The sequence below is a fragment of the Paraburkholderia guartelaensis genome (assembly GCF_004353905.1).
In the GTDB taxonomy this organism is placed as follows: Bacteria; Pseudomonadota; Gammaproteobacteria; order Burkholderiales; family Burkholderiaceae; genus Paraburkholderia; species Paraburkholderia guartelaensis.
This window is the reverse complement of sequence record NZ_SMOD01000004.1, coordinates 133,024-158,678: the sequence shown is the minus strand read 5'-3', so window position 1 is coordinate 158,678 and position 25,655 is coordinate 133,024. Positions and strand designations below refer to the sequence as shown.

The following is a 25,655-nucleotide window of genomic DNA, read 5'->3' as shown; positions in this document are numbered from 1 at the left end:
AGGGTCAATACGGCGCCGGAGCGCAACGAAGACGCAAAAGGATTCGCTTGAAACTTCCCTACGAATGGCAGATAGGCTGGCGCTACACCCGCGCCGGCAAACGCACGACCGGCAACGGGTTCATCTCGTTCATCGCGCTCATTTCGATGTCGGGCATCGCGCTCGGCGTCGCGGCGCTGATCGTCGTGCTCTCGGTGATGAACGGCTTCCAGCGCGACGTGCGCGATCGCATGCTCTCCGTGCTCGCGCACATCGAGATTTTTTCGCCGACGGGCACGATGCCCGACTGGCAGCTCACGGCGAAGGAAGCGAAGACCAATCCCGAAGTCATCGGCGCGGCGCCTTACGTGGATGCCCAGGCGCTGCTCACGCGCGGCGACAGCGTGAACGGCGTCGCGCTGCGCGGCATCGAGCCTTCCGAGGAGCCGCAGGTTTCAGACATCGGCCGGGAAATGAAGGCGGGCAGCCTGAACGACCTCACGCCCGGCAGCTTCGGCATCGTGCTCGGTGCGGATCTCGCCGTGAACCTGGGCGTGACGGTGGGCGACAAGGTCACGCTCGTCGCGCCCGAGGGTTCGATCACGCCGGCCGGCATGCTGCCGCGCCTGAAGCAGTTCACGGTGATGGGCGTGTTCGAGTCGGGCCATTACGAGTACGACAGCACGCTCGCACTCACCAACATCCGCGACGCGGAAGTGCTCTATCGCCTCGGCGCGCCAAGCGGCGTGCGCCTGCGCCTGAAGGACATGCAGCGCGCACCGGCGGTGGCGCGCCAGCTCGTGCATACGCTTTCGGGCGACCTCTATATCCGCGACTGGACGCAGCAGAACAAGACCTGGTTCTCGGCCGTGCAGATCGAAAAACGCATGATGTTCATCATTCTCACGCTCATCATCGCGGTCGCGGCGTTCAACCTCGTTTCGTCTCTCGTCATGACCGTCACCAACAAGCAGGCCGATATCGCGATCCTGCGCACGCTCGGCGCGCAGCCGGGCTCGATCATGAAGATCTTCGTCGTGCAGGGCGTGACGATCGGCTTCGTGGGCACGGCCATCGGCATCGCGCTCGGCTGCCTGATCGCGTGGAGCATTCCATGGAGTGTGCCGGCGATCGAGCATCTGCTCGGCATTCAGTTCCTGCCGCCTTCGGTTTATTTCATCAGCGAGCTCCCTTCGGAACTCGTGGCTTCCGACGTGATCCGCATCGGCGTGATCGCCTTCGTGCTGTCCGCGCTCGCCACGCTCTATCCGAGCTGGCGCGCGGCCAAGGTTCGTCCCGCGGAGGCGCTGCGCTATGAATGACCGTCAATCGCTCATCGCCGCGGCTGGCGATTATCCGTATGTGCTCGAAGCGCACGGCGTCTCGAAGGTGTTTGGCCAGGGTCCGCTTACCGTGCAGGTGCTGCACGACACCGATCTGAAAGTGAAGCGCGGTGAGAAGCTCGCTGTGGTAGGTGCGTCGGGCTCGGGCAAAAGCACGCTGCTGCATGTGCTCGGCGGGCTCGACGAGCCGGGCGCGGGCAAGGTCTCGGTGCTCGGCAAGCCGTTCACCGAGCTGTCCGAGCGTGAGCGCAACGAACTGCGCAATCGCGCGCTGGGCTTCGTCTATCAGTTCCACCATCTGCTGCCGGAGTTTTCGGCGCTCGACAACGTGGCGATGCCGCTGCGCATTCGCCGCATGACGCAGGAAGATGCGCGCGCCGAGGCGATGCAGATCCTCGAGCGTGTGGGTCTTTCGCATCGCGCGCGCAACCGGCCAGGCGAGCTGTCGGGTGGCGAGCGCCAGCGCGTGGCCATCGCGCGTGCGCTCGTGACGAAGCCCGCGTGCGTGCTTGCCGACGAGCCCACGGGCAACCTCGATGGCGCGACTGCGGATAACGTCTTCAACCTGATGCTCGAACTCTCCGACCAGTTCGATACGAGCTTCGTGATCGTCACGCACGACTCCGACCTCGCGGCGCGCTGCGACCGCATCGTGCGCCTGCGCGACGGCATGCTGCACGAGGAACCGGTCGTACCTGTCTGAGCCTTCTCGCGAGCTTGCACCATGTGGATCGATACGCACTGCCATCTCGATGCCGCCGAATTCGACACTGACCGCGACGCGGTCGCGTCGGCGGCGCGCGCGGCGGGCGTGTCGCGCATCGTGATCCCGGCTGTGGCGCGCGAGAACTTCGACGTGGTGCGCGCGCTCGCGCACCGCACCGCGGGCGCGGTCTACGCGCTCGGCATCCACCCGCTCTATACGCCGCAGGCGCGTGACGAAGACCTTGAAGTGCTGCGCCGCGAGATCGAGGCGAGTCTCGATGATCCGCGCTTCGTCGGCATCGGCGAGATCGGGCTCGATTACTTCGTGCCGGGCCTCGACGAGGCCCGTCAACAGCACTTCTACGATGCCCAGCTGCGCCTTGCGCGCGAGTTCGGCTTGCCAGCGATCTGCCATGTGCGCAAGTCGCAGGATCAGGTGCTCAAGGGGCTGCGCCGCAACGGCGTGAAAAGCGGTATCGCGCATGCGTTCAACGGCAGCTTCCAGCAGGCGCAAGCGTTCATCGATCAAGGGATGCATCTGGGCTTCGGCGGCAATGTGACGTTCGAGCGCGCGCTGCAGATCCGCAGGCTCGCGCAGCAGTTGCCGCTCGAGGCGATCGTCATGGAAACCGATGCGCCGGATATCTCTCCCGCGTGGCTCTATCGCGAGCGCAACACGCCCGACCAGGTGCCGCGCATCGGCGCCGTGCTCGCGGGCTTGCGGGGCTTGAGCCCCGAGGAACTCGCACTTGGCACGACGGCTAACGCGGCGGCTGCGCTGCCGCGACTCGCGCTTTCCTCTGCATAATCGATTCCAGGGTGGCGTGCACAACGTGCATTTAGCGCGGCGCGATTGACGCGGTCCGTGCATTCAGCCCCCTCGTTGCGAGGAGGCGGGATGCGGGCGATATGGTGCGGGTTCGCGCTGGGCGTAATTGTCTTGCAGCGACAGGCGGCGTTGCCGGGGTGGGGTGCGTGGATCGCGCTGGTTCTGGCAACCGTGCTTGCAGCGGCATGGGCGGTGTGGGCGTTGAGCGCTGCGGCACCGGTGGATGAATCTCACGTCGGCCTGTCATGCGCGCGACGCTGGCGCATGGCGAGCGGCTGGGCGGCGGTGTGGTTTGCGGCCGGATGCGCGGGCTTTGGCTACGCCGCCGGGCGCGCCGAAATGCGGCTTGCAGAGGCGCTTCCCGCTGCCTGGCAGGCGCGCGACATCGACATCACCGGTCATATCTCCAGCTTGCCTTCCTACGGCGCGAACGGCGCGAGTTTTCTCTTTCGTGTCGAATCCTGGGAAACGCACAAAGCCGGCACAGCGCTGCCGCATTTGATTCAACTATCGTGGGTGGCGCGCGAGGCACCGCTGCCGCCGCTCGTGCCCGGCGCGCGCTGGCGCCTCGCCGTGCGGCTCAAACGCCCGCACGGCAACGGCAACTTCGACCTGCGCGACACGGAGGCCGCGCTGCTCGCGCGCGGCGTGCGCGCCAGCGGCTATGTGAGCGATCCCGGGCATGCCGTGCGTCTGCCCATTGACGCCGCCGGCATCGGCGTGCGTATCGAGCGGGCGCGCGCCGCGCTGCGTGCGCGCATCGACGCGGTGCTCGGCGATGCGCCGCATCGCGGCATCGTCATCGCGCTCGCCACCGGCGCGCAGGACGCGGTCAGCGACACGGACTGGCGTCTCATGCGCAATACGGGCACGAGCCATCTGGTGGCGATTTCCGGGCTGCATCTCGCGTTCGTCGCGGGGCTTGCAGGGTGGGTCGCGGGCGCACTGTGGCGGCGCGCGTGCTGGCGCGGCGTCGAGGCGCCGCTCATCGTGCCCGCGCAGAAGGTGGCCGTTGCGGGCGCGGTGCTCGCGGCGGGCGTCTATGCCGCGCTCGCCGGTTTCAATGTGCCGGTGCAGCGCGCGCTCTGGATGCTGGTGGTCGTTGCGCTCGCGCTGTTCGCCGGGCGCGAGGTCGCGCGCTCGCACGTGCTGGCATGGGCGCTCGGGCTCGTGCTGCTGCGCGATCCGTGGGCGGTGACGGCCGCTGGCTTCTGGCTCTCGTTTTGCGCGGTCGGCGCGATCCTCTTCGCGGCGAGTAGCGTGCCGCGCCTGCACAGAAACGCGCCGCCCGATTCTGCTGCGGACGCCGACGATCCGATGCGCGACCGAACCGAACCAGCAGCGGAGCCAGCCGCACGCGACGGTTGGTTTCGACGTCTCGCCGCCATGGTTCTTCCGCGCGGCGGCTGGCGAGGGGCGATGCAACGTCTTCTGTCACGCCTTGGCGACAGCGCTCGCGTGCAGTGGGCCGTGACGGTGGCCCTCGCGCCGCTCACGGCGTACTGGTTCGCGCAAATACCGCTCATCGGTCCGCTCGCCAATGCATTTGCGATTCCCTGGGTAAGCATGCTTGTCGCGCCGCTGGTCATCGGGAGCGCAGCCATGCCCGCGCCGATCGATGCATTCGCGCTGCACGCCGCGCATAGCTGCCTCGATTGGCTCGCCGTGGCGCTGGGTGCTCTCGAGGGCCTGCCGTGGGCGGTTTTGCGCTTGCCGCAACCCGGAGCGTGGCCGCTCGCGTGTGCTGCCGTGGGCGTCGTCTGGTGTCTTGCGCCGCGCGACTGGCCGCTGCGCTGGCTGGCGCCGTTCACGTGGCTGCCGCTTCTGGTGCCCGCGCCCACGGGGCCGCCGCCGGGCGCTTTCCGGCTCACGGCGCTCGACATCGGGCAGGGCACGTCGGTGCTGGTCGAGACGGCCCGGCATCGCCTGCTGTTCGACGCGGGCCCGGGCCCCGAATCGACGCGGGCGGGCGAGCGCATCGTCGTGCCGTATCTGCAGGCGCACGGCATAGGGCGGCTCGACGCGCTGATGATCAGCCACGACGACTCCGATCATTCGGGCGGCGCGCAAGCCGTGCTCGACGGTGTCGACGTCGGGGCACTCGTGGCGGGCATCCTGCCCGCGCATCCGCTGTGGGCGAGCGCGCGCGAAAGGGGCGCGCAGACCGTGCAGTGCGCCGCCGGCCAGCGCTGGCAGTGGGACAGCGTCGACTTCGAGGTGCTATGGCCCGACCCCGGGCCGCTCGCGGGCAAACCCAATGCGCATTGCTGCGTCCTGCGGGTGACAACGGCGGCAAGCGTTGCGCCCGAGGCACAAGACGGTCCGGTTTCCGCGCTGATCGCCGCCGACATCGAAGCGGGCGTCGAGCGCACGCTGGTCGCGCGCGACCCTGGGCGGCTGGGCGCACAGGTGCTGGTCGTGCCGCATCACGGCAGCCGCTCCTCGTCGACTGAACCGTTCCTCGATTCTGTCTGGCCGCTCGTCGCGATATTTCAGGTAGGCTATCTGAACCGCTTTCATCACCCGCATCCGGGCGTCTACGCGCGCTACGCGGCGCGCCACATCGTACTCACGCGAAGCGACGCGGACGGCGCCGCACGCGTCGAGGCGCGGCCCGGCGAACTCGCCGTCGAGCGCTTTCGCGACACGCAGCGGCGCTACTGGATGGACCCGCCGACGCAGGACTGACGCGCCGGGCCGATAGCAGGATGAACGAAAGCGCGAATCACGAAAGAGATCAACAAAATAGAGAGACACGCCGCCTTTGAAAAACGTCATCCATTTCTCGCACGCGAACGGCTTTCCGGCCTCGACGTATCGCACGTTCTTCGCCGAACTGGGCGACAACTACGAGCTGCGCTACATCGAGCGCATCGGGCACGACGCGCGCTTTCCCGTCACCCGCGACTGGCCGCATCTCGTCGAGCAGCTGCTCGACGACATTGGCCGCACCTACGAGGAGCCCGTGTGGCTCGTCGGCCATTCGCTCGGCGGCTATCTCTCGCTGATGGCCGCGCTGAAAAGGCCGCAATGGGTCAAGGGCGTCGTGATGCTCGATTCGCCGGTGATCGCGGGCTGGCGCAGCAGCATGCTGCGGGTCTCGCAGTGGACCGGCCTCGACGAGCGCCTCTCGCCTGCCGCCGCCACGCGCACGCGCCGCACGAACTGGGCGAGCCGCGACGAAGCCTGGCGGCACTTCCATACGAAGGCGGCGTTCGCGCGCTGGGACGAGCGCGTGCTATCCGACTATGTCGACTTCGGTATTCCTCAGACCTCGGTCGACGGCGGCCGCACGCTCGCCTTCGACCGCCAGACCGAATACATGATTTACCGCACGCTGCCGCACACGCTAGGCCCGCGGCTCGTGCACGGCTCGCCCGTGCCGGTGAGCTTCGTCGCGGGCACGCAGTCGCGTGAAGTGCGCCAGGTCGGGCTTGCGGCAACGCGGCGCATTGCCGGCGAGCGCTTCGAGTGGATCGAGGGCAGTCATCTGTATCCGATGGAGCGTCCGATCGAGACCGCGCGCGCGGTGCAGCGCATGCTTTACGCCATGGAAAACGGAGCCTGAGCGGCCGCTTTTCGGCGCGGCTGCTTGCGGGACAGGGTGGAGCGCAGGGCAACGCGCCGCGCGTCGTTTCTGCTCGCTCAAAATTCAGGGTTAGCCCTTGCTTTCAGGTATAATCCGTTTTTCCCGCGAGCATCCAGCGATGACCAAATATGTTTTCGTCACCGGCGGCGTAGTTTCCTCCCTTGGCAAGGGTATTGCCGCCGCCTCCCTCGCCGCGATCCTCGAATCGCGCGGTCTGAAAGTCACCCTCCTCAAGCTCGATCCCTACATCAACGTCGACCCCGGCACGATGAGCCCGTTTCAGCACGGCGAAGTGTTCGTGACGGAAGATGGAGCGGAAACCGACCTCGACCTCGGCCACTATGAGCGCTTCATCACCACGAAGATGCGCAAGGCCAACAACTTCACCACGGGCCAGATCTACGAATCGGTGATCCGCAAGGAACGCCGCGGCGACTATCTGGGCAAGACCGTGCAGGTCATTCCGCACATCACGAACGAAATCCAGGCATTCATCGAACGCGGCGCCGCATCGGCGACGTGCGGCGAGCCGGATGTCGCGATCGTCGAAGTGGGCGGCACGGTGGGCGACATCGAGTCGCTGCCGTTCCTCGAGGCCGCACGTCAGATGAGCCTGCGCCTTGGCCGCAACAGCGCGTGCTTCGTGCACCTCACGCTGGTGCCGTTCATCGCCACGGCGGGTGAGCTCAAGACCAAGCCTACGCAGCACAGCGTGCAGAAGCTGCGCGAAATCGGTATCTATCCGAACGTGCTGCTGTGCCGCGCCGATCGCCGCATTCCCGACGACGAGCGCTCGAAGATCTCCATGTTCTCGAACGTGCCCGAAGACGCCGTGATCTCGGTGTGGGACGCCGACAGCATCTACAAGATCCCGCAGATGCTGCACGACCAGGGCCTCGACTCGATCGTCTGCGACGAGCTGAAGCTCTCCGCCAAGCCGGCTGATCTGTCGATCTGGGCGGAAATGGTCGAAAAGCTCGAGCATCCGAAGCACGAAGTCACGATCGGCATGGTCGGCAAGTACGTCGACCTGACCGAGTCGTACAAGTCGCTCATCGAAGCGCTGCGCCACGCGTCGATCAAGACCTCGGCGAAGGTGAACATCGAGTACATCGACTCCGAGCAGATCGACGAAGAGGGTGTCGAGAGCCTCAAGCATCTCGACGCGATCCTCGTGCCGGGCGGTTTCGGCCGTCGCGGCACCGAAGGCAAGATCAAGGCCATCCAGTACGCCCGCGAAGCGAAGGTGCCGTACCTCGGCATCTGCCTCGGCATGCAGCTCGCCGTCATCGAATTCGCGCGCGACGTGGTGGGCCTGAAGCACGCGAACAGCACGGAATTCGATCCGGACACGCCCGACCGCGTCGTCGCGCTCATCACCGAATGGGCCGACCGCGAAGGCAAGGTCGAGAAGCGCACCGAAGACTCGGACCTCGGCGGTACGATGCGCCTCGGTTCGCAGCGTTGCCCGATCAAGCCCGGCACGCTCGCGGCAGAAATCTATGGCAAGGACGTGAACGAGCGTCACCGTCACCGTTATGAAGTCAATAACGGCTACGTGCCCAAGCTCGAAGCCGGCGGCCTTATCATCAGCGCCCGTACGCCGACTGAAGATCTGCCGGAAATGATGGAACTGCCGCGCGACATGCACCCGTGGTTCGTCGGCGTCCAGTTCCACCCGGAATTCACGTCCACGCCGCGTGACGGCCATCCGCTCTTCAAGGCGTATGTCGAAGCGGCAGTCGCGCACCATGAGGCGCGCGCCGAGGAGAAAGCATGAATCTGTGCGGTTTCGAGGTAGGCCTCGACAGGCCGTTCTTCCTGATCGCGGGTACCTGTGTCGTCGAATCCGAACAGATGACGATCGACACGGCGGGCCGCCTGAAGGAAATCACGTCGAAGCTCGGCATTCCGTTCATCTACAAGTCGTCTTACGACAAGGCCAATCGTTCGAGCGGCAAGTCGTTTCGCGGCCTCGGGATGGACGAAGGCCTGCGCATCCTTTCCGAAGTGAAGCGTCAGCTCGGCTTGCCCGTGCTGACCGACGTGCACACGGAAGAAGAGATCGGGCCCGTGGCCTCGGTCGTGGACGTGCTGCAAACGCCCGCGTTCCTGTGCCGCCAGACCGACTTCATCCACGCGTGCGCGCGTTCGGGCAAGCCTGTGAACATCAAGAAAGGCCAGTTCCTCGCGCCGCACGACATGAAGAACGTGATCGACAAGGCACGCGAAGCCGCGCGTGAGGCGGGTCTTTCCGAAGACCGCTTCTTCGCCTGCGAGCGCGGTGTTTCGTTCGGTTACAACAACCTCGTCTCGGACATGCGCTCGCTCGCTATCATGCGCGAGACGGGTGCGCCGGTCGTGATGGACGTGACCCACTCGGTGCAGCTGCCGGGCGGGCAGGGCACGAGCTCGGGCGGTCAGCGCGAATTCGTGCCGGTGCTGGCTCGGGCGGCCGTGGCCACCGGCGTGGCGGGTCTCTTCATGGAGACGCACCCGAACCCCGCGCAGGCGAAGTCCGACGGCCCGAACGCCGTGCCGCTGAACCGCATGGCCGACCTGCTCGAAACCCTCGTGACGCTCGACCAGGCAGTCAAGCGCACGCCGTTCCTCGAGAACGACTTCAGCTGAGCTGGAAATTACGTAGTACGGCGCGCCGCTTCGATTGCATGAGCGGCGCGATGGAGGAGCAGCGCGGCGCAACGCACCGCGCTCGATGTACAAGGCAGCGTGGCAGCGCAACGGTCACTGGAACGTGACCGTTGTGTTGCGGCAAGTTGAACCTGGCGAGCACGCAGCCTGTCCCATGTGACGGTGTGCCCCGAGCGAGCATAGAAACTGTGCCTCGCGGGCCGATGCAGCAGGCGGCGCAGCTCGCGCAAGAATTACTGTCATTTCCTGAGGAAACCATGAGTGCAATCGTAGATATCATCGGTCGCGAGATTCTGGATTCGCGCGGCAATCCCACCGTCGAATGCGACGTGCTGCTCGAATCGGGCACGATGGGCCGCGCGGCAGTGCCGTCGGGCGCATCCACGGGCTCGCGTGAAGCGATCGAACTGCGCGACGGCGAAGCCGGCCGCTACAACGGCAAGGGCGTGCTGAAGGCCGTCGAGCACATCAACACCGAAATCTCCGAGGCGATCATGGGCCTCGACGCGTCGGAACAAGCCTTCCTCGACAAGACCCTGCTCGAGCTCGATGGCACCGACAACAAGTCGCGCCTCGGCGCAAACGCCATGCTGGCCGTTTCGATGGCCGTCGCGAAGGCAGCAGCTGAAGAAGCCGGCCTGCCGCTGTACCGCTACTTCGGCGGCTCGGGCGCGATGCAACTGCCGGTCCCGATGATGAACATCGTCAACGGCGGCGCGCACGCGAACAACAGCCTCGATATTCAGGAATTCATGATCGTGCCGGTGAGCCAGCCGACCTTCCGCGAAGCGCTGCGTTGCGGCGCGGAAGTGTTCCACGCGCTCAAGAAGATCCTCTCGGATCGCGGCATGAGCACGGCAGTGGGCGACGAAGGCGGCTTCGCACCGAACTTCGGCAGCAACGACGAGTGCCTCTCGACCATCCTGCAAGCCATCGAGAAGGCTGGCTACCGCGCCGGTGAAGACGTCCTGCTCGCGCTCGACTGCGCAGCGAGCGAGTTCTACCACGACGGCAAGTACCAGCTCGCGGGCGAAGGCCTGCAACTGTCGTCGACTGAGTTCGCGGACTACCTCGCGAACCTCGCCGACAAGTTCCCGATCGTCTCGATCGAAGACGGCATGCACGAAAGCGACTGGGCAGGCTGGAAGACGCTCACCGACAAGCTCGGCAAGAAGGTCCAGCTCGTGGGCGACGACCTGTTCGTGACCAACACGCGCATCCTGAAGGAAGGCATCGAGAAGGGCATCGCCAACTCGATCCTCATCAAGATCAACCAGATCGGCACGCTGACGGAAACCTTCGCGGCAATCGAAATGGCCAAGCGTGCGGGTTACACGGCCGTGATCTCGCACCGTTCGGGCGAAACCGAAGACTCGACGATCGCCGACATCGCCGTGGGCCTGAACGCGGGTCAGATCAAGACCGGTTCGCTCTCGCGCAGCGACCGCATCTCGAAGTACAACCAGCTGCTGCGCATCGAGGAAGATCTCGGTGATATCGCCAGCTACCCGGGCAAGTCGGCGTTCTATAACCTCCGCTAAGCGGACCCAGCGCCGGCAGCAGCCTTGCTGTCACCCTTCGTCATCTCTCTCCGCCGCCCTGCGTATAGCGCAGGGCGGCGTGTATTTATCCGGCACCTTTCATGCGGCTTGTCACTGTCGTTCTGATCATCCTGCTCGTGCTGATCCAGTATCCGCTCTGGTGGGGCCATGGTGGTTGGCTGCGTGTCCACGAACTGCAGCAGCAACTCGCGCAGCAGCAAAAGCAGAATGACGACGAGAAACTGCGCAACGAACGCATCGCGGGCGAAGTGCAGGATCTGCAGAACGGCACGGCTGCCGTCGAGGAGCGTGCTCGCTATGAGATGGGCATGGTGAAGGACAGCGAGGTGTTCGTGCAGTTCGTCTCGCCGAACCAGACGCCGCCGGTTACGCCGAGCGGTTCGTCGAATACCTCGACGCGCGGCGAGATGTCGGCGGCGCCGGTCAGGGTGGTGCCGAATCCGGTTTCGCGTGTGCCGGAGAAGAAGCACGGGCACGGGAAGGAAGTGAAGAAGGCGGGTTAAGTGCGCCGCTTGCGCTGAGCAGGCAGGCAAACAAAAGGCGCGGCATTGAGCCGCGCCTTTTTTCGTTGTGGGAGTGCGCCTCGTGAAGCCCGCGCGATTACCATCCCCAGCCCGGATAGCCGTAGCCAATACCCGTACCCCAGCCGTGCCCCCAACCGCCGCTGTAATAGCTGCCGTAGACGGTGACCGGCGGCGCATACGCGCGCGACCAGGCTTGTGCGGCAGCTTCCGCGGCCATGGCGTTGTCCTGTTCGGCGAGCACCTGACGGTCGATCGCGTCGTAGCTCGCCTTTTCGTCGGGCGTGAGCACGGGCGCGGCGGCCGGGAGGCCCGACTGCGCCGGGGGCAGCCGGCTGTAGATCGGCGACGGACCCGGCGGGTCCATCATGCAGCCGCTCGTCGACACAACGGCCGCGCCGAGCGTCGCGAGTACGAGCAACGCGCTCACGCGCGGCATGCGCTCGCGTAATGGACGTATGAAGCGATTGTTCTTGATCATGCTTCTCTCCATCTATCGGACGCCTAAGTAACTAGAGAGGAAGGCGGGTCCGCATCTCGACTTGTTCCCCGGGCCTATGTACCGCTGCTTAGGGCTGCGGCGCAACACGTGTTGCGCCGCAGTTTGCTTCACTTTGCTTCCGTTTGCCTCAGTGGCGACGCTCGGCCGCGGGGCTCACGCTTTCTGAGAGCCCAGTCACGGCAAAAAGTTGCGCGACATCCACAGGGTCGAACTCATAGCGCTGATTGCAGTAGTCGCAATGAATCTCGACATGACCGCGTTCCTCGATCACGCCGTCGACTTCCTCGCGGCCCAGCATCTTGAGCATCGCGCCCACTTTCTCGCGCGAGCACGAACACTGGAAGCGCGGCGCCATCGGCTCGAAGTGACGCACGTTCTCTTGCCAGAAGAGGCGACGGAACAACGTCTCGCCGTCTTCCTTGAGCATTTCGTCGCGCGTGAGCGTGCCGCCGAGCGTGCAGACGCGCTCCCACGTATCGAGATCGTGCTCGCCCTGGTGCGGCACGATCCCGCCGTCGCCCGGCAGCTTCTGGAGCAGCATGCCGACCGCGCGGTCGTCGTTGGCAGCGAGCCACAGGCGCGAGTCGAGCTGTTCCGAGTGGTGCATGTAATGCTCAAGCACGGCGGCGATCGACTTGAGCGGGCCGTCTTCGCCATTCAGCGGCACGATGCCCTGGTAGGGCTGCTGGCCCGGCTGCTTTTTCGCGGGGTCGAGCGTGATCACGCAGCGGCCCTGGCCGTCCGGATTCACGAGGTCGGCGAACGTGAGTTCCTCGCCGAGCGGCAGGGCGTTTTCGCCCGTAAAGTCTTCGCCGAGGCGGGCGGTCGCGCGCATCGTCAAGTCCGAGCCGCACTGCACGACCAGCATCTTCACGGGGCCGTCGCCGAAGATCTGCATGATCAGCGTGCCGTCGAACTTGAGATTCGCCGAGAGCAGCGCGCACGCCGCCATCATCTCGCCGAGCACGGTGCGCACAGGCGTCGGATACTGGCGGCGCTTGAGCACTTCTTGCCACGTGTTGTTCAGCGAGACGATCTCGCCGCGCACCGGCGCGGCGCTGAACATGAATTTTTGCAACTGGTCGTTCACAATCTTTTCCTTCGTTTCAATCGGGGCGGCGCGGCCCGCGCCGCACACGGCAAGAGCGTGCCGCTCTCAGCCGATGCGCACGAGCTGCGCCTTGAAATATTCGCGGCGCTGCGCGTAGGCATCCGCGTTGCGCTTGAGGCCGGCGATGTCGGCCTCGGTCAACTCGCGCACGACTTTGGCCGGCGCGCCGAGAATCAGCGAGTTGTCGGGGAACACCTTGCCTTCGGTGACCACCGCACCCGCGCCAACCAGACAGTTGCGGCCGATTACCGCGCCATTCAAGACCACGGCCTGAATGCCGATCAGTGCGCCTTCCTTCACGGTGCAGCCGTGCAGCATGGCCTGATGGCCCACGGTCACGTTCGCTTCGAGCGTGAGCGGGTAGCCGGGGTCCGTGTGGAGCACCGCGCCTTCCTGAACGTTGCTGCGCGCGCCGACGGTGATCGGCTCGTTGTCGCCGCGCAGCGTCGCGCCAAACCAGACGCTCGCGTCTTCGGCCAGTTCGACCTTGCCGATGACAGTCGCGTTGTCCGCGACGAACACGCTTTCGTGAATGGTCGGTGCGGCTTCGCCAAGCTTGTAGATGGCCACGGTGTTGAGTCTCCTATGTCTTTCGGGGCTGCTGCCGGTCTGCTGGCGACGTGCAACGGGTGCGGACGACGCAAGGCAGGTGAATCGCGTATTGTAAACGGTTGCGTGCGCGGTCCGCTCGGGGTGCTTTTCGGGCGCCCGCGCGACAGTGTTGCTCTTCCGCTTTTCGGTCCCTGTTTCTTCTGCCGATGAATTCCGCTTTTTCCGCCGTCAGCGCGAGTGCTGATCTCCCAAGTCCAACAGATGCCGAGCCCGACTGCTGGCGTCTCACCGCACTCGCCGCGCTGCGCGATTGTGATCCGGTCGCCAAGGCCGATGCGGTGAGCGCGCTGTACGCGCTAAGCCAGGCTCGGGCCGCTGCGCCTCGCTGGGAACCAAAACGCGCTATCCCGACGCCGGACGGTTTGCCTGGCCGCCCGGCCGAGCCGCCGCTCGTCGAGCCGCGCGAACTGCAGCGCCGCAGCATGAGCACGCCTCAGGGTCGCGTCGTGCTGCTGCACGCGCTGGCCCATATCGAATTCAACGCGATCAATCTCGCGCTCGACGCGGTCTGGCGCTTCCCCGCCATGCCCGACGCGTTCTACGGCGACTGGCTCAAGGTCGCGTCGGAGGAGGCGTATCACTTCTCGCTGCTGCGTGCGCGGCTCGCCGACTATGGCCACGCATACGGCGACTTCCCCGCGCACAACGGCCTGTGGGAGATGTGCGAGCGCACGAGCGCCGACGTGCTCGCGCGCATGGCGCTCGTGCCGCGCGTGCTGGAGGCGCGCGGGCTCGACGCCTCGCCGCCCATCCGCGCACGCCTGAAGCAGGCTGGCGACGACGAATCGGCCGCGATCCTCGACATCATCCTGCGCGACGAAGTGGGGCACGTGCGCATCGGCAACCATTGGTTCCGCCACTTGTGCGAGGCGCGCGCGCTCGACCCGCACGCGGCGTGGCTCGCGCTCGCCGAGCAGTACCACGCGCCGCGCATGCGCGGCCCGTTCAACTTCGAGGCGCGCCGCTCGGCGGGTTTCGACGAAGCCGAACTGGATACGCTCGCGGCCCAGGACGCCGCGGAACAGGGCGTCGCGAAGAAGTCAACGGAGCGTCATTCGAACGAATGACCTGGCGCAGACGCTCAGCGCCTATATAATCGAACGATCATTCTTTTTTGCGGCGGCGCAAATGAATCAATCCCGATCCGAATTCGTCGACGTCAATGGCATCCGGCTGCACGTGCGCCGCTGGGGTGCAGAGGGCGCGCCCGTGCTCTTCATGCTGCACGGCTGGATGGACGTCGCGGCGTCGTTCCAGTTTGTCGTCGATGCACTCGATGCACGCGGCGGCGACTGGCAGGTCATCGCGCCCGATCTGCGCGGCTTCGGCCTTTCCGACTGGCCCGTCGCGCGGGGACAGGGCAGCAACTACTGGTTCCCCGACTACCTCGCGGATCTCGATGCGCTGCTTGCCCACTACGCGCCCGAGGGCCAGGTGGATCTCGTCGGGCACAGTCTCGGCGCGAACATCGTGTGCCTCTACGCGGGCGTGCGGCCGGAGCGCGTGCGCCGCGTGGTCGATCTGGAGGGTTTCGGCCTGCCGGCGCCGTCATCCAAACAGGCGCCGGGCCGCATGCGCGAATGGCTCGACGACTTGCGCACGCCGCCGCAACTGCGCACGTACGCGTCGCTCGACGAAGTGGCCGCACGGCTCGTGAAGACCAATCCGCGTCTGATTGCACCGCGTGCACGCTTTCTCGCCGAACACTGGTCGAAGCCCGACGGCGAGGGCGGCTATGTGCTGCTCGGCGATCCCGCGCACAAGATGCGCGGTCCGCTGCTGTACCAGCTCGACGAGGTGATGGCGATCTGGTCGCAAGTGAGCGCAAGGGTGCTGCATGTCGAAGCGGCCAGCTCCGAAACGCTCGTGCGGCTCGCGGGGGCGGTGCCCATCGACGAATTCAAGAAGCGCTTCGAGGCATTCCCCGACTGGCGCGAGCGTATCGTCGACGGGGCGGGGCACATGGTGCACCACGACCAGCCGGAAGAGGTCGCGCGCCTGATCGAGGCGTTCTGCGCGGGAGCGTAAGGCACGTCGAGCGCTTATTCGGGCGGCGGCTAGGCGCAAGGCACCGCCCGACGACTTCACTGCGTTGCAGTAAAATGGACGTTCATCCTTTTCCCACATCCAATGAACGCTGATCTCCACTGTCACTCCACTGTCTCCGACGGGCAACTGGCCCCGGCTGCCGTCGCGCAGCTTGCGAAAGCGGGTGGCGTGGGCTTGTGGGCGCTCACCGATCATGACGTGCTCGGCGGCCAGCGCGAAGCGCGCGAGGCGGCCGAAGCGCTCGGCATGCGCTATTTGAGCGGCGTCGAGATTTCGGTCACCTGGGCATCGCGCACGGTGCACATCGTGGGTCTGCATGTGGATCCGGAGTGCGCCGCACTCGTCGACGGGCTCGCGCGCACGCGTGACGGCCGCGCGGCGCGCGCCGAAGCCATCGGCGAGCGGCTCGGCGAACTCGGCATTCCTGACGCGTATGAAGGCGCGCTGCAGTACGTCTCGAATCCCGACCTGATCTCGCGGACCCACTTCGCGCGCTTTCTCGTGGAAAGCGGCCGCGCGCAGAACACCCAGGACGCGTTTTCGCGCTGGCTCGGCGACGGCAAGCCCGGCTACATCGCGCACCGCTGGGCGAAGCTCGCCGATGCCGTAGCGTGGATCAAGGCGGCGGGCGGCGAGGCGGTCATCGCGCATCCGGGCCGCTATGCTTACACCCAGCTCGAATTCGATACGCTCTTCGGCGAATTCATCGATCTGGGCGGCAAGGCCATCGAAGTCGTCACCGGCAGCCATACGCCCGACCAGTACGCCGAGTACGCGGCCGTTGCGCGGCGCTTTGGCTTCGAGGCGTCGCGCGGTTCGGACTTCCATGCGCCCGGGCCCGACACGATCGAGCCGGGCACGCTGCCGCCTTTGCCTTCCGATCTCAAGCCGGTCTGGGAGCGATGGCTGTAGGCCGCGCACGGCGCGTGGCCCGCTGATCCCGCCTGTTTGCTGCAAGGCGTTTCGCGCCGGTCAATCCAGCTTTGTCGTCGCTTTGTGGTACTACGTGCAGTCGTCTGCCGTTTTCGCGCACCGTCCCGCTGTTTCCATCGCCCGCTGTTTCCATTGCCATTCGTCAGCTGATTACTGCCATGTCCCAGTTCTTTCGGCTTCACCCAGAAAACCCGCAGCCGCGTCTCATCAAGCAGGCGGTGGAGATCATCCGTGACGGCGGTGTGATCGCATTGCCGACCGATTCGAGCTACGCGCTCGCCGCACGCATCGACGACAAGCACGCCGCCGAGCGCCTGCGCCGCATCCGCGGGCTAGACGAAAAGGCGTTGCTCTCGCTGATGGTGCGGGACCTGTCCGAACTCGCGAACTTCGCCATGGTGGACAACCGCCAATACCGGCTCATCAAGTCGGTGACGCCGGGGCCGTATGTGTTCGTGCTGGTGGCGACGAAGGAAGTGCCTCGGCGCCTCTCGCATCCGTCGCGCAAGACGATCGGTCTGCGCGTGCCCGGGCATCCGATTCCGCTTGCGATTCTCGAAGAACTGGGCGAGCCGCTGCTTGCCACCACGCTGATCCTGCCGCCGGACACCGAGCCGCTCAACGACCCCGAGGAGATTCGCGAGCGCCTCGAGAAACAGCTCGATCTCGTGATCGACGGCGGGGCATGCCCTTGCGAGCCGTCCACCGTGATCGATCTCACGGGCGAGGAACCGGTGCTCGTGCGGCCGGGGCGGGGTTCGCTGGCGCCGTTCGGCATCGAAGAAGAAGAGGCATGAAGAATCATGTACGGCGTGAACGCGGCATGACCGTGGCCTGAGCACATTGACGCATTGATACAATAGCCCGCCATGGAAGCCAATCTGATTCAGACGATCGTCGTCTACGCCTTGCCCGTGATCTTCGCGATCACGCTGCACGAGGCCGCACACGGCTATGTCGCGCGCATGCTCGGCGACAACACCGCGTATGTGCTCGGCCGCGTTTCGTTCAACCCGATGCGCCACATCGACCCGATCGGCACGATCGCCATGCCGCTCGTGCTGTATTTCCTGACGAACGGCGCGTTCGTGTTCGGTTACGCGAAGCCGGTGCCGATCGCCTTCAGCAATCTGCGCAATCCGCGCTGGGGCACGCTGTGGGTCGCGGCCGCCGGACCGCTGTGCAATTTCGTGCAGGCCATCATATGGGGCGTGTTCGGCGTGGGTCTCGCGGTGCTCGGCGTGGACGAGCCGTTCTTCACGCGTATGGCCGCCGCCGGCGTGGGCGTGAATCTCGTGCTCGGCGTGCTGAACCTCTTTCCGCTGCCGCCGCTCGACGGCGGCCGCGTGCTCGGGGCGCTCCTGCCCACGCGTGCGAGCATTGCGCTCGCCCGTATCGAGCCCTATGGTTTCATCATCGTGATGGGGTTGCTCGTGAGTGGCATCTTCACGCGATTCTGGCTGCGCCCGCTCGTAAGTCTAGGTTACGACGCGGTTACCGCCATCCTTACCCCTCTTGTGTCGCTCTTTTCATAACATCATGTTCCCAGACCGTATCTTCTCCGGCATGCGGCCCACCGGGTCGCTGCACCTCGGCCACTATCACGGCGTGCTGAAAAACTGGGTGCGCCTGCAGTCCGAGTATCCGTGCTTCTTCTGCGTGGTCGACTGGCATGCGCTCACCACGCACTACGAAACGCCGGATGTCATCGAGAAGAACGTCTGGGACGTGCTGATCGACTGGCTCGCTTCGGGCATCGACCCGAACCAGGCCACGCTCTTCATCCAGAGCCGCGTGCCCGAGCACGCCGAACTCGCGCTGCTGCTCGGCATGAGCACGCCGCTGTCGTGGCTCGAACGCGTGCCGACCTACAAGGAACAGATCGAGAAGCTGCGCGACAAGGACCTCGGTACCTACGGCTTCCTCGGCTACCCGGTGCTGATGGCAGCCGACATCCTGCTGTACCGTGCGTCGCTCGTGCCAGTGGGCGAGGACCAGGTGCCGCACGTCGAGATGGCGCGCGAGATGGCGCGCCGCTTCAACTACATGTACGGCCGCGAGCCGGGCTTCGAAGAGAAGGCCAACGACGCCGCGAAGAAGCTGGGCGGCAAGCGCTCGAAGCTCTACCACGAGCTGCGCAACGCTTATCAGCAGGAAGGCAATGAAGAGGCGCTCGAACAGGCCCGCGCCATGCTTTCGGAGTCGCAAAGCCTCTCGATGAGCGATCGCGAGCGTCTTTTTGGCTACCTCGAAGGCTCGCGCAAGATCATCCTGCCGGAGCCGCAGGTGCTGCTGACGGAAGCGTCGCGCATGCCGGGTCTCGACGGCCAGAAGATGTCGAAGTCGTACGGCAACACCATTGGTCTGCGCGAAGACGCCGAGTCGATCACGAAGAAGGTCCGCACCATGCCGACCGACCCCGCGCGCGTGCGCCGCACCGATCCGGGCGATCCGGACAAGTGCCCGGTGTGGCAGCTCCACCAGGTCTACACGGATGAGCAGACGCACGACTGGGTGCAAAAGGGCTGCCGTTCGGCCGGCATCGGTTGTCTCGAATGCAAGCAGCCCGTGATCGAGGGCATCCTGCGCGAGCAGCAGCCCATGCTCGAGCGCGCGCAGAAGTACATGGACGATCCGTCGCTGCTGCGTGCAATCGTCGCGGACGGCTGCGACAAGGCGCGCAAGTTCGCCAACGAGACGATGCGCGACGTGCGTGAGGCCATGGGCCTCTCGTACAGCTGATCGAGCAGATGGCGTCGCCTGCCGCCGGCTCGCCGGCCCACGGGCTTTCCGAGCCTTCGCGCTGGGTGCGCCGCTGGGCGCACCTCATCGCGCCCGGCGGCACGGTGCTCGACGTGGCCTCCGGCGCCGGGCGGCACACGCGCTGGCTGGCTGGTCAGGGCCACCCGGTGACGGCGCTCGATCGCGACGCCGCCGCGCTTGCCACGTTGCATGACGTAGCGGGCGTCGCGACGATAGAGTGCGACCTCGAAGGCGCGCCCTGGCCGCTCGCGCCGGACGCGCGATTTGCCGCCGTGGTGGTCACGAACTACCTGCATCGCCCGCTCATGCCGCGTCTCATCGACGCGCTGGCGCCGGGCGGCATCCTGATCTACGAAACCTTCGCGCAGGGCAACGAGACGGTGGGGAAGCCATCGAACCCCGCTTTCCTGCTCGCTCCCGGCGAGTTATTGGCCGTCTGTACGCCCGCGCTGCGGGTAGTCGCCTATCAGGACGGATTTCTTTCGCAGCCGCGTGAGGCGTATATTCAGCGCATCTGCGCGGTACGAGAAAAAACGACCTCAGTGTCCCCCGAAAGCGCCGGTAATGTACCTGAGAACCAGGGCCTACCCGTAACGCGTTACGATCTGACCGGCTAATCCGCTACAATCGCGGTTTAACTGACTCATTTTTCTGGCGTTTCATGGCTAACGGCACTCAGGACGGCATTACGCTGCAAGGCAGCATTCCCGCGATCGTCACCCCCATGCACGAGGACGGCAGTCTCGATCTGCCGGCATTCCGTAAGCTGATCGACTGGCACGTGGAAGAGGGGACGGATGCCCTCGTCGTTGTCGGTACGAGCGGGGAGTCCGCCACGCTGGACGTCGAAGAACACATCCTGATGATCAAGACGGCGGTCGAGCATGCCGCTGGCCGTATGCCGATCATCGCGGGCGCCGGCGGCAATTCCACCGCCGAAGCGATCGAACTCACGAAGCACGCGAAGGAAGTGGGCGCGCAGGCGTCGCTCCAGGTCGTGCCCTATTACAACAAGCCGACCCAGGAAGGCATGTACCGTCACTTCGCGAAGATCGCGGAAGACGTGGACCTGCCGGTCATCCTCTACAACGTGCCGGGCCGTACGGTCGCGGACATGGCGAACGAGACCATCCTGCGTCTGGCCGAAGTGCCGGGCATCATCGCGGTGAAAGAAGCGACGGGTAACATCGACCGCGCTGCGCACCTCATCAAGCATGCGCCGAAGGGCTTCAAGATCTTCAGCGGCGACGATCCCACGGCGATCGCGCTGATGCTGCTTGGCGGCCACGGCAATATTTCGGTGACCGCGAACGTTGCGCCGCGCCAGATGAGCGACCTGTGCAAGGCCGCGCTTGCAGGCGACGCGAAAACGGCGCGTGCGATCCATATGAAGTTGTTGTCGCTTCACAAGAACCTGTTCATCGAATCGAATCCGATTCCGGTGAAGTGGGCGCTGCAGGAACTCGGCCGCATCGAAGGCGGCATCCGACTGCCGCTCACGCCGCTCGATGCGCGCTACCACGACGTGGTGCGCGCCGCGCTGCGCGAAGCCGGTCTGGCTGGCTGATCTGATCAGCCAGCCGCCGATTTATCAACCGACGCCGCCACGGCCCAGCCGCCCAATCACTGAAAGACCTCGGACCGACCTCGGTCCACCGTCTCGCAGAGCAAGGCTTAGCGTTCCCGTATCACGAAGGCCCACATGAAACGTTCCGCTTTTTCCCTCCACGCAACCCGCATGGCGGTGCTGGCGCTTGCCCTCGGCTCGCTCGCAGGCTGCGAGTCGCTGAACGACATGTTCGCGTCCGATCGCGTCAACTACAAGGACACGCCGACCGCGCCGCCGCTGAATGTGCCGCAGGATCTGTCGTCGGCGCCGAACGACCAGAAGTACGTCGCGCCGCCGCCCACGATCACGCTTGGCGGCTCCGCTCAGCGCACAGTCATGCCGGCCGGCAACGCCACGCTCGGCGTGCCGGATGCGCAGGACCCGTTCGGTATGCACGTGGAGCGCGACGGCGACCGCCGCTGGCTCGTGGTGGACGGCCGCTCGCCTGACGACGTCTGGCCGCAGCTGCAGGAATTCTGGACGGAAAATGGCTTCACGCTGACGACCGATTCGCCGTCCACGGGCATCATGACGACCGACTGGGCCGAGAACCGCGCCAACATTCCGGACGACTGGTTCCGCCGCACGATCGGGCGCGTGATCGACTTCGCGTACTCGTCGGGCACGCGTGATCGCTTCCGCGTGCTGGTCTCGCGTGGCCCGGACGGTCAAACGGACATTTCCGTCACGCATAACGCCATGGAAGAAGTGCTGACGGGGCAGGACAAGACGGGGTCGAAGTGGGTCGAGCGTCCGCGCGACCCGGCACTCGAAGCCGCCTTCCTCGCAAAGATCATGCAGAAGTTCGGCCTGACCGACGCGCAGTCCAAGCAACTGCTGACCGATGCGCGCCCGTCGACGGCTGGCGTCAAGGTCGCCGCCGGTCCTGACGGCACGACGCTCGACCTGCCCGAAGCGTTCGACACCGCGTGGCTGCGTGTGGGCCTCGCGCTCGACCGCACGAACTTTACGGTCGACAACCGCGACCGCGAAAAGGGCCTCTACTTCGTGCGCTACGCCGATTCGATGCAGGAGCTCAAGGGCGATGGCCTGCTCGGCAAGCTTTTCTACAATCCGAAGAAGGCCGCGAAGGATCAGGGTCCGGAATACCGCGTGGCCGTGCGCTCGTCGGGTAATTCGACTCAGGTCGCCGTGGTCGATCAGACCGGCCGTATCGACACCTCGTCGGACGCCCAGCGTATTGTCTCCGCGCTCCACGCGCAGTTGAACTGACGTGCGCTGATATGCGATTTGCGAGCCTCGGCAGCGGCAGCGAGGGCAACGCACTGGTCGTAGAAGCAGGCAGCGGCACGACGCCCACGCGCGTGCTGCTCGACTGCGGATTCTCAGCGAAAGAAGTCGAGCGGCGCCTCGCCCGTACGGGCCTGGCCGCCGACTCGCTCACCGCGATTCTCATCACCCACGAACACAGCGATCACATCGGCAGCGCGCTCACGCTGGCGCGCCGCTGGTCGATTCCGCTTTACATGAGCTGGGGCACGGCGCAGGCCGTGGGCGCCGACGACGCCGCAGGCGTCGACCTCAACGTGTTGTGGGGCGACGAGACGGTCGAGATCGGCGAACTCGGCGTGTTGCCCTATACGGTGCCGCACGACGCGCGCGAGCCGTTGCAGTTCGTGTTCAGCGACGGCGCGAGCCGGCTTGGCGTGCTGACCGATGTCGGCGAGTCGACCTCGCATATCAGCAATGTGCTGAGCGGTTGCGATGCACTGGTGCTCGAATGCAACCACGACCTCGAAATGCTCGCGACGAGCCGCTATCCGGCTTCGCTCAAGGCGCGGATCGGTGGGTCGCATGGTCACCTGAACAATGAGGCGGCCGGCGGCATCCTCGCCGGACTCGACCGCGCGAAACTGCGGCATTTGATCGCTGCGCACCTGAGCCAGCAGAACAACACGCCGGAGCTGGCGCGCGCGGCGATGGCGGCGGTGCTGGGAAATGCTGCGACGGAAATCGGGGTCGCTTCGCAAGCCGAGGGTTTCGACTGGATTGCACTCTGAATCCCACGCCCGCGACGCCGCCAAATGAACAGACGAAAAAAAGCCCATGATGAAGGTCATGGGCTTTTTGCTTGATGAGGCCAGAATCTGACGATCCCGCCCCATCTGAGTGTGGTTACGCTTTAGTTGCGGTTGCCGCCGAAGATGCCGAGGATGGCGAGCAGGTTCGTGAACACGTTGTACAGGTCTAGATAGATCGCGAGCGTGGCCGAGATGTAGTTCGTCTCGCCGCCGTTCACGACGCGCTGCACGTCGAACAGCATGTAGGCCGAGAAGATCGCGATGGCGAGCACCGAAACCGTGAGCATCAGCGCGGGCAGTTGCAGGAACATGTTCGCGACGCCGGCCAGCAGGATCACGATCACGCCCATGAAGAGCCACTTGCCGAGGCCCGAGAAGTCACGCTTGCTGACCGTGGCGATGGTGGCCATGGCGGTGAAAATGATGCCGGTGCCGCCGAATGCGAGCATGATGAGCTGCGGGCCGTTCGAAAAGCCGAGGATGAACGACAGCAGGCGCGAGAGCATCAGGCCCATGAAGAACGTGAAGCCGAGCAGCACGACCACGCCCACCGAACTGTTCTTGGTGCGCTCGATTGCGAACATGAAGCCGAAGGCGATCGCGAAGAACGCGAGCAGGCTCATGGCCGGGCTGGTAGCCGCAAAAAGCGAGAAGCCGGTCGCGACGCCCACCCACGCGCCGAGCACCGTCGGCACCATCGACAGCGCGAGCAGCCAGTAGGTGTTGCGCAGTACGCGGTTGCGGGTCTCCGCCGAGGTGACGCTGCCGCCGCGGCCGAAGTTATAGGGATACTCGTTCATGCTTTCTCCTTGCGTGAGACGCGTGGGTGAGGGCGCGCAGGTGCGCGGTCCGCTCCCCCATAAGATAAGTGCGCCGACCCAGAGTTTCAACGGGTTGCCACACAGTTTCCGTTATGTTTGCACAGCGTATGCCGCCAATCTTAAGCCTCTCTGAATGGTACGGCAGCGCAGTGCATGTGCCCGGCGTGCGCTCATTTGCCCCAGTTTGCCGGGCTATGAGGGTTCAATCGCAATCATACATGGGAACATGCTACAATTGCGGATTCATTTGAATCTGTAACCTCTTAATTTTCTGGAGTTTTTATGGCGATCGAACGCACCCTGTCGATTATCAAGCCGGACGCAGTGGCGAAGAACGTGATCGGCCAGATCTACAGCCGCTTCGAAAACGCTGGCCTGAAGATCATTGCCTCCCGCATGGTTCACCTCTCGCGCGCCGACGCTGAGAAGTTCTATGCTGTTCACGCAGCGCGCCCGTTCTTCAAGGACCTCGTCGATTTCATGATCTCGGGTCCGGTCGTGATCCAGGTTCTGGAAGGCGAGAACGCTATCCTGAAGCACCGCGATCTGATGGGCGCAACCGATCCGAAGAAGGCTGAGAAGGGCACGATCCGCGCCGACTTCGCCGACAGCATCGACGCGAACGCCGTGCACGGCTCGGACGCCGCTGAAACGGCAGCCGTGGAAGTCGCGTTCTTCTTCCCGCAAGTCAACGTCTACTCGCGCTAAGCACAGCGCGAGCAGACTGCAGTAGTAGCATAGGGTCGCGAACGGCGATGACGCTCACCGTCCAGTTCCCGATGCCGCGCAAGTGCGCAGGCAACCGGGCAGCGCGGGCGGTGAGCGCGCTCTCGCACTGAAATGGCAGGATTCGATATGACGAGCAGTTCCACCGTCAACCTTCTCGATCTCGACGCCCAAGGGCTCGTCGCCTATTGCGAGAGCCTGGGCGAGAAGCCGTTTCGCGCCAAACAGCTTCAGCGCTGGATCCATCAGTACAACGCCGCCGACTTCGACGGCATGACGGATCTCGCCAAATCGCTGCGCGAGAAGCTCAAAGGGCGCGCCACCATCGGCATGCCCGGCATCATCAGCGACAACGTTTCCTCCGACGGCACGCGCAAGTGGCTCGTGGACGTCGGCAACGGCAACGCGGTCGAAACCGTATTCATCCCCGAAGACAATCGCGGCACGCTGTGCGTGTCCTCGCAGGCGGGATGCGCGGTCAACTGCCGGTTTTGCTCCACCGGCAAGCAAGGTTTTTCACGCAATCTCACCACCGCCGAGATCATCGGCCAGCTGCGCATGGCGGAATTCGCCCTGCGCGCCTCGCTTCTGGGCGAGGCTGGCGGCCGGGCGACCGGCGGTGACGGCAAGGGCGAACGCGTCATCACGAACGTCGTGATGATGGGTATGGGCGAGCCGCTTCTGAACTACGACGCGGTCGTGCCCGCCATGCGCCTGATGCTCGACGACAACGCCTACGGCCTGTCGCGCCGGCGCGTCACGCTTTCCACGTCGGGCGTCGTGCCGATGATGGATCGTCTCGGCGCCGAATTGCCCGTGGCGCTCGCCGTTTCCTTGCATGCGCCGAACGACGCGCTGCGCGACGAACTCGTGCCGCTCAACCGCAAGTACCCGCTTCGCGAGTTGATGGCGGCATGCCAGCGTTACCTGGAAGTCGCGCCGCGCGACTTCATCACGTTCGAGTACTGCATGCTCGACGGCGTCAACGACACGGAAGAGCACGCACGTCAGTTGCTCGCCGTGACGCGTGACGTGCCGTGCAAGTTCAATCTGATCCCGTTTAATCCGTTCCCCGAATCGGGCTTGCTGCGCTCGAAATCGGACCAGATCAAGCGTTTCGCGCAGATTCTGATGGACGCGGGCGTCGTTACGACCGTGCGCAAGACGCGCGGCGACGACATCGACGCAGCCTGCGGGCAGCTCGCCGGCGAGGTCAAGGACCGCACGCGCCTTGCTGAGCGCATGGGCCGGGCACCGGGCAAGGTCATCGAAGTACGGCCGGTTCAGCACTGAGCCGGCATGAGGAG

General features: G+C 65.2%; 25 protein-coding genes. 21 read left to right on the top strand and 4 right to left on the bottom strand.

Going from position 1 to position 25,655, the window contains the following annotated elements:
- Window positions 1-47: 47 nt before the first annotated feature.
- From E1N52_RS07030 to ftsB, 9 genes are all read left to right on the top strand, one after another.
- Window positions 48-1,301 carry a lipoprotein-releasing ABC transporter permease subunit gene (locus tag E1N52_RS07030; protein WP_069265533.1) on the top strand — a complete coding sequence of 418 codons (1,254 nt, stop codon included), beginning with the start codon at window positions 48-50 and terminating at the stop codon, window positions 1,299-1,301.
- A complete protein-coding gene (lolD, locus tag E1N52_RS07025; RefSeq protein WP_133181439.1) occupies window positions 1,294-2,025 on the top strand; it encodes a lipoprotein-releasing ABC transporter ATP-binding protein LolD in 732 nt (243 codons plus the stop codon). The genes E1N52_RS07030 and lolD overlap by 8 nt, the downstream gene beginning before the upstream one ends.
- Window positions 2,026-2,046: 21 nt before the next feature.
- Window positions 2,047-2,835, top strand: a complete 789-nt coding sequence (locus E1N52_RS07020; protein ID WP_133181437.1) for a TatD family hydrolase — start codon at window positions 2,047-2,049, stop codon at window positions 2,833-2,835.
- 90 nt (window positions 2,836-2,925) lie between these two features.
- The gene (locus E1N52_RS07015; RefSeq protein WP_133181435.1) at window positions 2,926-5,544 is read left to right on the top strand and encodes a ComEC/Rec2 family competence protein; all 2,619 of its coding nucleotides are present in this window, start codon (window positions 2,926-2,928) and stop codon (window positions 5,542-5,544) included.
- 76 nt (window positions 5,545-5,620) lie between these two features.
- Window positions 5,621-6,424 (top strand): alpha/beta fold hydrolase, encoded by an 804-nt coding sequence (locus tag E1N52_RS07010; RefSeq protein WP_133181433.1) that lies wholly within the window; start codon window positions 5,621-5,623, stop codon window positions 6,422-6,424.
- 139 nt (window positions 6,425-6,563) lie between these two features.
- On the top strand, window positions 6,564-8,225 hold the full coding sequence (locus E1N52_RS07005; RefSeq protein ID WP_069265538.1) for a CTP synthase: 1,662 nt from the start codon (window positions 6,564-6,566) through the stop codon (window positions 8,223-8,225).
- Window positions 8,222-9,076, top strand: a complete 855-nt coding sequence (kdsA, locus tag E1N52_RS07000; protein WP_133181431.1) for a 3-deoxy-8-phosphooctulonate synthase — start codon at window positions 8,222-8,224, stop codon at window positions 9,074-9,076. The genes E1N52_RS07005 and kdsA overlap by 4 nt, the downstream gene beginning before the upstream one ends.
- A 278-nt stretch (window positions 9,077-9,354) precedes the next feature.
- Complete coding sequence (gene eno / locus E1N52_RS06995; RefSeq protein ID WP_064268981.1) at window positions 9,355-10,638, top strand: phosphopyruvate hydratase; 1,284 nt, start codon at window positions 9,355-9,357, stop codon at window positions 10,636-10,638.
- A gap of 101 nt (window positions 10,639-10,739) precedes the next feature.
- Window positions 10,740-11,162, top strand: a complete 423-nt coding sequence (gene ftsB, locus E1N52_RS06990; protein WP_133181429.1) for a cell division protein FtsB — start codon at window positions 10,740-10,742, stop codon at window positions 11,160-11,162.
- 97 nt (window positions 11,163-11,259) lie between these two features.
- Here the strand turns inward: ftsB and E1N52_RS06985 are convergent, their stop codons facing one another.
- The 3 genes from E1N52_RS06985 to E1N52_RS06975 all read right to left on the bottom strand — a co-directional run bounded on the left by E1N52_RS06985 (window position 11,260) and on the right by E1N52_RS06975 (window position 13,363).
- A complete protein-coding gene (locus E1N52_RS06985) occupies window positions 11,260-11,619 on the bottom strand; it encodes a hypothetical protein (protein ID WP_133181689.1) in 360 nt (119 codons plus the stop codon).
- A 190-nt stretch (window positions 11,620-11,809) separates the two neighbouring features.
- On the bottom strand, window positions 11,810-12,772 hold the full coding sequence (hslO, locus tag E1N52_RS06980; protein ID WP_133181428.1) for an Hsp33 family molecular chaperone HslO: 963 nt from the start codon (window positions 12,770-12,772) through the stop codon (window positions 11,810-11,812).
- A 66-nt stretch (window positions 12,773-12,838) separates the two neighbouring features.
- Entirely contained in the window at window positions 12,839-13,363 is a 525-nt protein-coding gene (locus E1N52_RS06975) for a gamma carbonic anhydrase family protein (protein WP_133181426.1), read from the bottom strand.
- A gap of 188 nt (window positions 13,364-13,551) precedes the next feature.
- Between E1N52_RS06975 and E1N52_RS06970 the strand changes: the two genes are divergently transcribed.
- From E1N52_RS06970 to E1N52_RS06925, 10 genes are all read left to right on the top strand, one after another.
- Window positions 13,552-14,472 (top strand): ferritin-like domain-containing protein, encoded by a 921-nt coding sequence (locus tag E1N52_RS06970; RefSeq protein WP_133181424.1) that lies wholly within the window; start codon window positions 13,552-13,554, stop codon window positions 14,470-14,472.
- Between the two features lie 61 nt (window positions 14,473-14,533).
- Window positions 14,534-15,433, top strand: coding sequence for an alpha/beta fold hydrolase (locus E1N52_RS06965; protein ID WP_133181422.1), 900 nt, complete (start codon window positions 14,534-14,536; stop codon window positions 15,431-15,433).
- A gap of 102 nt (window positions 15,434-15,535) precedes the next feature.
- Window positions 15,536-16,366, top strand: a complete 831-nt coding sequence (locus E1N52_RS06960) for a 3',5'-nucleoside bisphosphate phosphatase (RefSeq protein ID WP_133181420.1) — start codon at window positions 15,536-15,538, stop codon at window positions 16,364-16,366.
- A gap of 179 nt (window positions 16,367-16,545) precedes the next feature.
- Window positions 16,546-17,184, top strand: coding sequence for an L-threonylcarbamoyladenylate synthase (locus tag E1N52_RS06955; protein ID WP_133181418.1), 639 nt, complete (start codon window positions 16,546-16,548; stop codon window positions 17,182-17,184).
- Window positions 17,185-17,256: 72 nt separating this feature from the next.
- A complete protein-coding gene (locus tag E1N52_RS06950) occupies window positions 17,257-17,922 on the top strand; it encodes a site-2 protease family protein (RefSeq protein WP_028204146.1) in 666 nt (221 codons plus the stop codon).
- Window positions 17,923-17,926: 4 nt separating this feature from the next.
- Complete coding sequence (locus tag E1N52_RS06945) at window positions 17,927-19,129, top strand: tryptophan--tRNA ligase (RefSeq protein WP_042264918.1); 1,203 nt, start codon at window positions 17,927-17,929, stop codon at window positions 19,127-19,129.
- 8 nt (window positions 19,130-19,137) lie between these two features.
- Entirely contained in the window at window positions 19,138-19,767 is a 630-nt protein-coding gene (locus E1N52_RS06940; RefSeq protein ID WP_133181416.1) for a class I SAM-dependent methyltransferase, read from the top strand.
- Window positions 19,768-19,811: 44 nt separating this feature from the next.
- Window positions 19,812-20,717 (top strand): 4-hydroxy-tetrahydrodipicolinate synthase, encoded by a 906-nt coding sequence (gene dapA / locus E1N52_RS06935; protein ID WP_133181414.1) that lies wholly within the window; start codon window positions 19,812-19,814, stop codon window positions 20,715-20,717.
- Between the two features lie 135 nt (window positions 20,718-20,852).
- On the top strand, window positions 20,853-21,992 hold the full coding sequence (gene bamC / locus E1N52_RS06930) for an outer membrane protein assembly factor BamC (RefSeq protein ID WP_133181412.1): 1,140 nt from the start codon (window positions 20,853-20,855) through the stop codon (window positions 21,990-21,992).
- An 11-nt stretch (window positions 21,993-22,003) separates the two neighbouring features.
- Entirely contained in the window at window positions 22,004-22,780 is a 777-nt protein-coding gene (locus E1N52_RS06925) for an MBL fold metallo-hydrolase (RefSeq protein WP_133181410.1), read from the top strand.
- Window positions 22,781-22,902: 122 nt separating this feature from the next.
- Here E1N52_RS06925 and E1N52_RS06920 read toward each other — a convergent pair whose 3' ends face one another.
- A complete protein-coding gene (locus E1N52_RS06920) occupies window positions 22,903-23,601 on the bottom strand; it encodes a Bax inhibitor-1/YccA family protein (RefSeq protein WP_133181408.1) in 699 nt (232 codons plus the stop codon).
- A gap of 303 nt (window positions 23,602-23,904) precedes the next feature.
- Between E1N52_RS06920 and ndk the strand changes: the two genes are divergently transcribed.
- Together ndk and rlmN are read left to right on the top strand one after the other, a co-directional pair.
- Window positions 23,905-24,330, top strand: a complete 426-nt coding sequence (ndk, locus tag E1N52_RS06915; RefSeq protein ID WP_133181406.1) for a nucleoside-diphosphate kinase — start codon at window positions 23,905-23,907, stop codon at window positions 24,328-24,330.
- 147 nt (window positions 24,331-24,477) lie between these two features.
- Window positions 24,478-25,641, top strand: coding sequence for a dual-specificity RNA methyltransferase RlmN (rlmN, locus tag E1N52_RS06910; RefSeq protein ID WP_133181404.1), 1,164 nt, complete (start codon window positions 24,478-24,480; stop codon window positions 25,639-25,641).
- The last annotated feature ends 14 nt before the right edge of the window (window positions 25,642-25,655 follow it).

Coding starts and splice junctions, on each gene's coding strand:
- E1N52_RS06960 (WP_133181420.1), top strand. CDS start 15,536: ATGAACGCTGATCTCCACTGTCACTCCACTGTCTCCGACGGGCAACTG.
- E1N52_RS06950 (WP_028204146.1), top strand. CDS start 17,257: ATGGAAGCCAATCTGATTCAGACGATCGTCGTCTACGCCTTGCCCGTG.
- E1N52_RS06970 (WP_133181424.1), top strand. CDS start 13,552: ATGAATTCCGCTTTTTCCGCCGTCAGCGCGAGTGCTGATCTCCCAAGT.
- E1N52_RS06920 (WP_133181408.1), bottom strand. CDS start 23,601: ATGAACGAGTATCCCTATAACTTCGGCCGCGGCGGCAGCGTCACCTCG.
- E1N52_RS07005 (WP_069265538.1), top strand. CDS start 6,564: ATGACCAAATATGTTTTCGTCACCGGCGGCGTAGTTTCCTCCCTTGGC.
- dapA (WP_133181414.1), top strand. CDS start 19,812: ATGGCTAACGGCACTCAGGACGGCATTACGCTGCAAGGCAGCATTCCC.
- lolD (WP_133181439.1), top strand. CDS start 1,294: ATGAATGACCGTCAATCGCTCATCGCCGCGGCTGGCGATTATCCGTAT.
- E1N52_RS06985 (WP_133181689.1), bottom strand. CDS start 11,619: ATGCCGCGCGTGAGCGCGTTGCTCGTACTCGCGACGCTCGGCGCGGCC.
- E1N52_RS06965 (WP_133181422.1), top strand. CDS start 14,534: ATGAATCAATCCCGATCCGAATTCGTCGACGTCAATGGCATCCGGCTG.
- E1N52_RS07015 (WP_133181435.1), top strand. CDS start 2,926: ATGCGGGCGATATGGTGCGGGTTCGCGCTGGGCGTAATTGTCTTGCAG.
- kdsA (WP_133181431.1), top strand. CDS start 8,222: ATGAATCTGTGCGGTTTCGAGGTAGGCCTCGACAGGCCGTTCTTCCTG.
- E1N52_RS07020 (WP_133181437.1), top strand. CDS start 2,047: ATGTGGATCGATACGCACTGCCATCTCGATGCCGCCGAATTCGACACT.
- E1N52_RS06940 (WP_133181416.1), top strand. CDS start 19,138: ATGGCGTCGCCTGCCGCCGGCTCGCCGGCCCACGGGCTTTCCGAGCCT.
- E1N52_RS06945 (WP_042264918.1), top strand. CDS start 17,927: ATGTTCCCAGACCGTATCTTCTCCGGCATGCGGCCCACCGGGTCGCTG.
- bamC (WP_133181412.1), top strand. CDS start 20,853: ATGAAACGTTCCGCTTTTTCCCTCCACGCAACCCGCATGGCGGTGCTG.
- ndk (WP_133181406.1), top strand. CDS start 23,905: ATGGCGATCGAACGCACCCTGTCGATTATCAAGCCGGACGCAGTGGCG.
- eno (WP_064268981.1), top strand. CDS start 9,355: ATGAGTGCAATCGTAGATATCATCGGTCGCGAGATTCTGGATTCGCGC.
- rlmN (WP_133181404.1), top strand. CDS start 24,478: ATGACGAGCAGTTCCACCGTCAACCTTCTCGATCTCGACGCCCAAGGG.
- E1N52_RS06925 (WP_133181410.1), top strand. CDS start 22,004: ATGCGATTTGCGAGCCTCGGCAGCGGCAGCGAGGGCAACGCACTGGTC.
- ftsB (WP_133181429.1), top strand. CDS start 10,740: ATGCGGCTTGTCACTGTCGTTCTGATCATCCTGCTCGTGCTGATCCAG.
- E1N52_RS06955 (WP_133181418.1), top strand. CDS start 16,546: ATGTCCCAGTTCTTTCGGCTTCACCCAGAAAACCCGCAGCCGCGTCTC.